At 42.9% G+C, this 7,779-nt stretch carries 10 protein-coding genes; 5 read left to right on the top strand and 5 right to left on the bottom strand.

The genetic code is table 11. The features are described from left to right. A partial coding sequence (locus tag KT990_RS03020; RefSeq protein WP_218209146.1) for a hypothetical protein occupies positions 1-185 on the top strand: 185 nt, incomplete at its 5' end. Between the two features lie 87 nt (positions 186-272). On the opposite strand, the gene KT990_RS03015 is transcribed toward KT990_RS03020, so the two are convergent. The 4 genes from KT990_RS03015 to KT990_RS03000 all read right to left on the bottom strand — a co-directional run bounded on the left by KT990_RS03015 (position 273) and on the right by KT990_RS03000 (position 3,106). After that, entirely contained in the window at positions 273-803 is a 531-nt protein-coding gene (locus tag KT990_RS03015; RefSeq protein ID WP_005096476.1) for a gamma carbonic anhydrase family protein, read from the bottom strand. Positions 804-914: 111 nt separating this feature from the next. Then, the gene (gene dacC / locus KT990_RS03010; protein ID WP_005096478.1) at positions 915-2,063 is read right to left on the bottom strand and encodes a D-alanyl-D-alanine carboxypeptidase PBP5/6; all 1,149 of its coding nucleotides are present in this window, start codon (positions 2,061-2,063) and stop codon (positions 915-917) included. Positions 2,064-2,191: 128 nt separating this feature from the next. Then, positions 2,192-2,572 (bottom strand): MCR_0457 family protein, encoded by a 381-nt coding sequence (locus KT990_RS03005; protein WP_005096480.1) that lies wholly within the window; start codon positions 2,570-2,572, stop codon positions 2,192-2,194. Between the two features lie 162 nt (positions 2,573-2,734). Next, complete coding sequence (locus tag KT990_RS03000; protein ID WP_005096482.1) at positions 2,735-3,106, bottom strand: MCR_0457 family protein; 372 nt, start codon at positions 3,104-3,106, stop codon at positions 2,735-2,737. 111 nt (positions 3,107-3,217) lie between these two features. Between KT990_RS03000 and surE the strand changes: the two genes are divergently transcribed. The 3 genes from surE to KT990_RS02985 all read left to right on the top strand — a co-directional run bounded on the left by surE (position 3,218) and on the right by KT990_RS02985 (position 5,953). Then, positions 3,218-4,006, top strand: coding sequence for a 5'/3'-nucleotidase SurE (gene surE, locus KT990_RS02995; RefSeq protein ID WP_218209145.1), 789 nt, complete (start codon positions 3,218-3,220; stop codon positions 4,004-4,006). Between the two features lie 95 nt (positions 4,007-4,101). Continuing rightward, entirely contained in the window at positions 4,102-4,932 is an 831-nt protein-coding gene (locus tag KT990_RS02990) for a peptidoglycan DD-metalloendopeptidase family protein (RefSeq protein ID WP_005096485.1), read from the top strand. Between the two features lie 91 nt (positions 4,933-5,023). Then, a complete protein-coding gene (locus KT990_RS02985; protein ID WP_005096486.1) occupies positions 5,024-5,953 on the top strand; it encodes a LysR family transcriptional regulator in 930 nt (309 codons plus the stop codon). Between the two features lie 57 nt (positions 5,954-6,010). Here KT990_RS02985 and KT990_RS02980 read toward each other — a convergent pair whose 3' ends face one another. Beyond that, a complete protein-coding gene (locus KT990_RS02980) occupies positions 6,011-7,222 on the bottom strand; it encodes an aspartate aminotransferase family protein (RefSeq protein ID WP_005171669.1) in 1,212 nt (403 codons plus the stop codon). Positions 7,223-7,382: 160 nt separating this feature from the next. Here KT990_RS02980 and grxD point away from each other — a divergent pair, with 160 nt between their 5' ends. Then, positions 7,383-7,724 (top strand): Grx4 family monothiol glutaredoxin, encoded by a 342-nt coding sequence (gene grxD / locus KT990_RS02975; RefSeq protein ID WP_004279738.1) that lies wholly within the window; start codon positions 7,383-7,385, stop codon positions 7,722-7,724. The last annotated feature ends 55 nt before the right edge of the window (positions 7,725-7,779 follow it).

Raw genomic sequence — 7,779 nt, 5'->3', positions numbered from 1 at the left:
TGCTTTTAAATTTCTATCGCTTTTTAATCTGTTTATTTGCACTTATAAGTGCGGGACTTATAGGTCTGGGGATTAATTTTAATGATAAATTTTTTTTCGGAGTATCTTGTTTATTTTTTATTGCTGGAGGTCTTACTTTCCTTGAATACAGGAATAGGAATGTTGACCCATTTAGAAAGCTTTGAAATAGCCGAATTGATCAATTTTATTTAAGTCGATGTTGTGAATTAGACACATCGACTTAAACCGAAACTTAGCTTTTAACTCTTATTTTACTTGTAATTCCCCGAAACCTTCACATAATTCTGCGCTGAATAAGGCAAAAATGCTTTTTCTTTATCTGTCAGCGGACGCACTTTTTTCACAGGGCTGCCCACATACAAATAACCACTTTCCAAAACCTTATTCGGTGGAACAAGCGAACCTGCACCAATCATTACATCATCTTCAACAATCACATCATCCAGAATAATCGTACCAATACCGACCAAAACACGATTGCCAATGGTACAACCATGTAGTTTGACATGATGGCCAATGGTGACATCTTCACCAATAATTAAAGGCGAACCTTCAGGCTTATCGGCTTTCTTATGGCTGACATGCAACATCGAGTGATCTTGTACATTTGAGTTTTTACCAATCCGAATATGATTCACATCACCCCGAATTACGGCAAAAGGCCATACCGAAACATTTTCAGCCAAAACCACATCGCCGACCACAATTCCCATCGGATCGACATAACAGGAAGCATCAATCTGTGGGGTCATATCTAAATAAGAACGAATATTTTGGCTCATAACGATCTGTCCGATAAATGATGAAGGATCATGTGCATAGTATAAAATAAAAAGCACCCATCTGAATGAGTGCTTTGGTCTTAGTCCAAGACTGAAATGGTCTGTTTAGACTTAGAACAAGTTGCTAAAGAACTGTTTGATATGGTCGAGCATACGCGCGAAGAAACCCGCTTCTTCCACTGCATTCAAAGCCACAAGAGGTTTTTCTGAAATGACTTTACCATCCAGAGTCGCAACATATTTACCGACAACTTGCCCCGGTTGTAATGGTGCAGTCAGTTTCGGTTGAACCACCAGCTGGGTTTTAATCGCATTGGCCTGACCTTTAGGCATGGTCACATTAAAGTTTTCAGCAAGTCCGATTTGAACTTCATCTTCCTTACCAAACCAGACTTTGGCTTTAGCAAGTACCTGTTTAGCTGGTTGAACATTTTTGGTTTCGAAGTTCGCATAACCCCAAGCCAGCAATTCACGTGTCTGCGTTGCACGTTCCTGCATGGTAGGTGCACCAAAAATAACTGAAATCAAGCGAGTAGGGCCACGTTTAGACGACGTGGTCAAGCAATACCCTGCTTCATTGGTATGACCTGTTTTTAAGCCATCTACACTTGGGTCGGTATACAGCAGGGCATTACGGTTACCTTGCTTGATGCCATTAAAGGTAAATTCTTTTTCAGCATAAATCGGATAATACTTGGAACTGTCTTTAATGATGTGCTGTGCCAGCGTTGCCATATCTTTGGCAGTCGAATAATGACCTTCAGCAGGCATACCGGTTGAATTGATAAAGCTGGTATTGGTCATGCCAATACGTTTGGCTTCCTGATTCATCATATGTGCAAAGGTACCCTCGTTCCCTGCAATATGTTCAGCCATGGCTTTCGATGCATCATTCCCTGATTGAATAATAATCCCGCGAAGCATTTCAAGTGCAGTTGCCGTACCATTTAAAGGTACATACATACATGATTCCGCGCTACTGCCGCGACACCATGCTGACTCGTTCATGCGCACTTGTTCATCTTCAGTGAGTTCACCGCTCAATAGTTTTTGTTCGATGATGTAGCTGGTCATCATCTTGGTCATTGAAGCAGGGGCTAATTTTTCATTTTCATTTTTTGAAGCGAGAAGTTGCCCTGTCTCATAGTCCATTAGCACGTAGGATTTATTATTCAATTCTGGTGGTGCAGATAGGACAGTTGCTGCAAAGCTAAAACTAGGAACTAATAATAATGCAGCAAGGGCAGTTTTTTGGGTCATTTCTAGTGGGTTCCTATATCTTGATGTAAGCACGAAGAGCCTAGCATTTTAGGATAAAGCTAGGCGGACTTCTATGGGAAACCCGGTCTTATTTCAAAAGTATTGTAAGTAATCGGCAGAAAAGCAGGTTAATTGTTATAGGTGGTTAATTCATTACAAATCACCTGATTTTTTTTCTTGCCAGCTTTCTTGGCATCAGATTGTGCTTCAGCCAGAATACTGCGGAAATCGTTCTGTTGAACCATCTGGTTTAAGCTTGCAACCGGATTGCGCTGACCTGGCATATATTCAGTCACCAGCTTGGTATAGCCCTGATTGAACTGTGACTTGTCTTTAACCATGCTCGGGCAGATTTCTGAAAGAACATAAATCGCAGCCAGTTCCTGCTTGGTCACTTGCTGGGTTGGTGTGACATTGATATTTTCATTGGCTGCAAATGCAGAGGTGCCTAAAAGAGTCGCGGCAGAAGCTGCACAAAGTGTCATGGCTTGAAGTAATGGATATTTCATTAAAAAACTCAAAAAATAGATTTAGAACAATAATTTGCCTAGCTTAAACTTATTTTTGAAATTGAAAAGTGGGAAAATGTAGCGAAGCTGTAGAATTATGAAGAAATCTGTAAGAGAAAATAAGACGATGTTTACACCGTCTTATTTGAAGATTTATCTAGCTTAGCCCTGGTAATCCAGAATCTCTTCGCATACGGTTTTTTGTTCGTCAGTACTGGTTTGTTTTGCACCCTGACGAGCTTCTTCCAGTAAAGATTTATATTCGCTATCTGCCTGTAGTTTTTGATAGCTCATGCCTTTATCTGAGTAGTCTGCAAGATAAGACTGGATGAGAGTCTGAATAATGCTGTCTAATTTTGCATTTTGGCCAATCATAGCCGGGCAAACCTCAGCCATGACTTGTGCCGATGCGATGTCTTCTTTCACAATGGTATTGTTTTCGTCAACAGTCAGCTCGCTCGCCATAACTGAAGGAGAAACAGATACTGCCAGGCTTAAAGCGAAAGCACTAAATAAAGAGAATTTTTTAATCATCTTGAGCCACATATTTTAAAGATGGATGTCGAGCAGTAAATATATATAATTCCAGCACTAATACAATTAAATGTCCTAACCAGTCATTTTTTAGCGCGACGAGATTTTTCAGTGAATATTTTAGTTTCAAATGATGATGGTGTGTTTGCACCGGGTATTCAAGCATTGGCACAGGCTCTAAAACCTTTGGGGAGGATTGTTATTGTAGCGCCAGAAAGTGAGCGCAGTGGTTACTCCAGTGCTTTGACTCTGGACCGACCTTTACGCCCGATTCAGACTTCTCTCGATGTCTGGGCTGTCAATGGTACTCCGGCAGATTGTGTTTATCTGGCTATGAACGGCCTGTTTGACTTTGAATTTGATCTGGTGGTCAGCGGTATTAATAGTGGTGCCAATCTGGGGGATGATGTCTTGTATTCCGGTACAGTCGGGGCAGCCTTTGAAGGTCGCTTAAGTAAACATCCTGCTATTGCGGTGTCATTGAGTGGGCCGAATGTACGCAGCTATCAACACCCTCAGGATTATCAGCTGGCTGCCAACTGGGTACATGATTTTATTGCACGCGGTTTGCCGGTTCTTCCTGAGCGTCATATTTTTAATATCAATATTCCGGATATGGCTGAATTACAGGGTGAAAAAGTGACTTATCAAGGCCGCCGCCGTCAGTCGAAGCCCATCACCAGTCATGTTGACCCACGTGGTCGTCAGGTGTACTGGATTGGACTGTCTGGAGAAGCAGTAGCAGAACCCAAGCAAGGGTTGAGCGAGATTGACTCGGACTTCTTTGCTGTGGCCAATGGCTATGTCAGCATTACTCCGATTCAGATGGATGCCACCAACTATGAGGTTTTGCGGAATCTTCAAACACAATTGGCAGAAAATGCGTTCTCAGTGTTATAACTTTGTGAAAAACTCGCGATTGCAAGTATATTGCAGTAAAACTTTGCTAATCTTAACGGGATTTTGCAACCGTATAGATCTTAGAGAGGAAGATAATGTTCTTGGTGTTACCGAAATGTGTTGTTGCTTCGCCTGCAGCCCTGATTAAAACCCTAGTTTTATCAACCGTTGTTATTTCTACAGGAGTAATCACCGGTTGTGCCACCAAACCTCAAGTAAATAATGCGACGCGTTATGCGACAGCTCCTGATTTCTATACGGTACGTTCAGGAGATACATTGAGTGGGATCGCAGCACGTTATGGACTGAACTATATCAGTGTTGCCGAGATGAATGATATTGCTGCACCTTACCGGATTTATGTGGGACAGTCGATCCGCCTGAAAAATAATACCGTACGTCGCAGTACCAGCACGCAGGCAGTGACTCAGGCAGCCCCTATCCAGCGTCAAACGATTGCAGTACCAACACCGGCCCCAGTTACACCAGCGACCACCGTGCAGACTACACCGCGTGTGAGCACGCCGGCGCCAATGACACCCGTCTCTACTGCCGCGGGTTTAGGTTGGGTAAAACCGTCTAATGGCCCAGTTTTGCAGCAGTATAATCTGGCATCTAATATCAAGGGCACACGCTATAGCGGCAATGTCGGTGATCCGGTGTTTGCAGCAGCAGACGGGCAGGTGGTTTATGCCGCAGATGGCCTGAAAGAATATGGCAATCTGGTGTTGGTGAAGCATATTAATGGCTATATTACGGCTTATGCCCATAACAGCAAACTGGATGTAAAAAGCGGACAGAATGTAAAAGCGGGGCAAAAAATTGCAGAAATGGGTTCAACTGGTACAACGCGAACCATGCTTGAATTTCAGGTGCGCTTAGACGGCAAACCGATTAATCCAACTACAGTTTTACCAAACAATTAAATAAATAATGCAAAACGTGAATTTCGCCGTATAATACAATAAGTTGCTTTTATCAAATGATGAGGCATCTCATAAGTTTAGAGGGAAATTTATGTTAGATCAACTTCGAGCAATGGGTGTTTTTGCTTGTGTTGTAGAAAAAAACTCGTTTAGCGGTGCTGCCCGTGAATTAGGGATTACGACCAGCGCCGTGAGTCAACAAATTCGCTCATTAGAACATGATATGGAAGTGGTACTTTTAAATCGTTCAACGAGAAAGTTAAGTTTGACGGAAGCGGGACAAGCTTTTTTCTACAGTTGCCAGGAAATGCTATCTGCTGCAGAGCGCGGTAAAGTCCGAATCAATGAATTACGCGATGATCTTGTGGGTGAACTGCGCATTGTCGCTTTGCCAGAATTGTGCGCGAATCATGTGATTCCTGCACTTTCTCACTGGATGTCCGCACATCGTGGCCTGGCAGTACATCTGGAAACCAATAATCATGAGGTTGATTTGTTCGATGGGCGTATCGATATCGCCTTAAGATTTGAACAGAAAAATGATGAGCACAATCTTCAGGTGGTGCCATTGATGCAGATTGAGCAAATTCTGGTGGCGACACCGAGTTATATTAATCAGAGTACCATTATTTCACGTCCTGATGATCTTAAAAATCATGATGTGCTGCCTTTGACCCATATCAAAAATCATCAGTATTTCCAGTTTCAAAATGTCAATACTGCAGAAAAAGCCGATTTTGAATTGAAATCCCGTTTCAGTACCAATAATGGTCTGGTGGCAAAATCGATGTGCTTGCAGGGCAATGGGATTGCCAAGATTTTATATCTCGATGCGAAAAAAGACTTACTGAATGGCACTTTGGTTGAAGTTTTGCCTGAATGGCGACTTCCACCGATTACACTATATGCAGTCATGCCGAAACGTGAGCAACAACCGACAAAAATTCTTCGTTGCCTAGATACATTGAAACAATATTTTGACCAGATTTCTGGTGGGCGTATTTTACAAGCCGCATCATAAGATACAGAATATAAAAAAGCCGCTTTCAAGCGGCTTTTTTGTTTTTAAGCGCAGGGTTTAGGCCAAAAAAGCGTTGATCATTTTCACTAAACGCTCAATCAGCTGATCAGCCTGTTCCTGAGTAATGTTCAGGGTAGGCAACAGGCGAACCACATTACCGGCAGTCACATTGATGATGGTTTTGTATTCATCACGTGCAATTGCGACCAGCTCAGTACATTCTTTCGGTAATTCAATTCCGATCATCAGACCGAAACCACGCACGCTCACATTTTGATCGGCCAGTTTGTTGCGTAGCTGATCCACGATATAAGCGCCTTTTTCCGCAGCATTGGCGACGATATTTTCTTTTTGCATAATATCGAGAATGGTGTAGACCACACGTGAACCCAAAGCTGTACCACTATAAGTCGAACCATGATTACCGGCAGTTAATACACCTACACCACGACCTTGAGTCATGACGGCACCAATCGGGAAACCATTACCCAAGCCTTTGGCTGTGGTCAGTACATCAGGAATAATGCTGGTGTGCTGATAAGCAAAATATTTGCCCGTACGGCCATTCCCGGTTTGCACTTCGTCTAGCATCATCAACCAGTTGTGCTGGTTACAGATTTGACGAATTTCTTCGAGATAGCTGAAACCTTGAGGTGCGGTATTTACACCACCTTCACCCTGAATGGGCTCAACTAAAATGGCTACGATATCCGGATGATGAAGCGCTGCCTCTTCAATCGCTTCGAGATCACCAAAAGGTACACGAATAAAACCTTCGACCAGCGGGCCAAAGCCTTCCTGAACTTTTTTATTGCCTGTTGCAGAAAGGGTGGCCATGGTACGGCCATGGAAAGAACGATCCGCCACAATAATTTTGGGTGAAGCAATGCCTTGCATATGACCGAATTTACGTGCAATTTTGATTGCACCTTCATTTGATTCTGCGCCACTGTTGGAGAAGAATACTTCTTCCATACCCGCGACTTCGGCCAGTTTTTGTGCTGCCGCAGTTTGCCAAGGCACTTCAAACAGGTTGCTGGTATGAATCAAGGTCGCAGCCTGATCAGCAATTGCTTCGGCAATGACTGGATGCGCATGACCCAGACCACATACTGCAATTCCGGTTAATGCATCTAAATACTCTGTACCATCTTCGGTATAAAGATATGCACCTCGTCCTCGGACAAAGCTGATCGGTTGACGGCCAAATACAGGCATCAAGTGAGAAGGTTGATCAGTTTGTACCGGTGCGAGGGTAATATTATTCATGACTAACTCTTAACTGTTAGGTGGAAAGAAAAACTTATATAAGCAAAAACCCGCTCAGATTTAAAGGGTAATTGTAAATAAAATTGGAATTATTGCTTTAGACATACTGTTTTGTCTGGATTTGGGTATAATGCCAGACAGATGAGTTGAGGATTTATCAATGACTGAACAAGCACGCGATACCGAAGCGTTAATTCGTGACCAAATTGCTAAACATGCAGTACTTCTTTATATGAAAGGCACACCGCAATTTCCACAATGTGGTTTTTCTGCACGTGCAGTAGAAGCACTCAGTCAGATTGGTCGTCCGTTTGCTTATGTAAACATTCTGGAAAATCAGGACATTCGTGCGATGTTACCACAAATCGCCAACTGGCCGACATTTCCACAGCTTTGGATCAATGGTGAATTGATCGGTGGGAGCGATATCATGCTCGACATGTTCCAAAAAGGTGAATTAAAGCCTTTGGTTGAACAGTACAGCCCGGCAGCTGATGCTTAATTAAGGTTTAAATTAGGCCAGATGTTAAAAAAGCGCTTCATTGAGAAGCGCTTTT

The sequence above is a fragment of the Acinetobacter sp. F9 genome, assembly GCF_019195275.1.
In the GTDB taxonomy this organism is placed as follows: Bacteria; Pseudomonadota; Gammaproteobacteria; order Pseudomonadales; family Moraxellaceae; genus Acinetobacter; species Acinetobacter pseudolwoffii.
Note: the sequence above shows the minus strand (reverse complement) of the source record. Positions and strands in the feature narration are given on the sequence as shown.

Excerpts from the sequence above, each read along its gene's own strand:
- KT990_RS03000 (WP_005096482.1), bottom strand. The coding sequence starts at position 3,106 with ATGATTAAAAAATTCTCTTTATTTAGTGCTTTCGCTTTAAGCCTGGCA.
- dacC (WP_005096478.1), bottom strand. The coding sequence starts at position 2,063 with ATGACCCAAAAAACTGCCCTTGCTGCATTATTATTAGTTCCTAGTTTT.
- KT990_RS03015 (WP_005096476.1), bottom strand. The coding sequence starts at position 803 with ATGAGCCAAAATATTCGTTCTTATTTAGATATGACCCCACAGATTGAT.
- grxD (WP_004279738.1), top strand. The coding sequence starts at position 7,383 with ATGACTGAACAAGCACGCGATACCGAAGCGTTAATTCGTGACCAAATT.
- KT990_RS02980 (WP_005171669.1), bottom strand. The coding sequence starts at position 7,222 with ATGAATAATATTACCCTCGCACCGGTACAAACTGATCAACCTTCTCAC.
- KT990_RS02990 (WP_005096485.1), top strand. The coding sequence starts at position 4,102 with ATGTTCTTGGTGTTACCGAAATGTGTTGTTGCTTCGCCTGCAGCCCTG.
- KT990_RS02985 (WP_005096486.1), top strand. The coding sequence starts at position 5,024 with ATGTTAGATCAACTTCGAGCAATGGGTGTTTTTGCTTGTGTTGTAGAA.
- KT990_RS03005 (WP_005096480.1), bottom strand. The coding sequence starts at position 2,572 with ATGAAATATCCATTACTTCAAGCCATGACACTTTGTGCAGCTTCTGCC.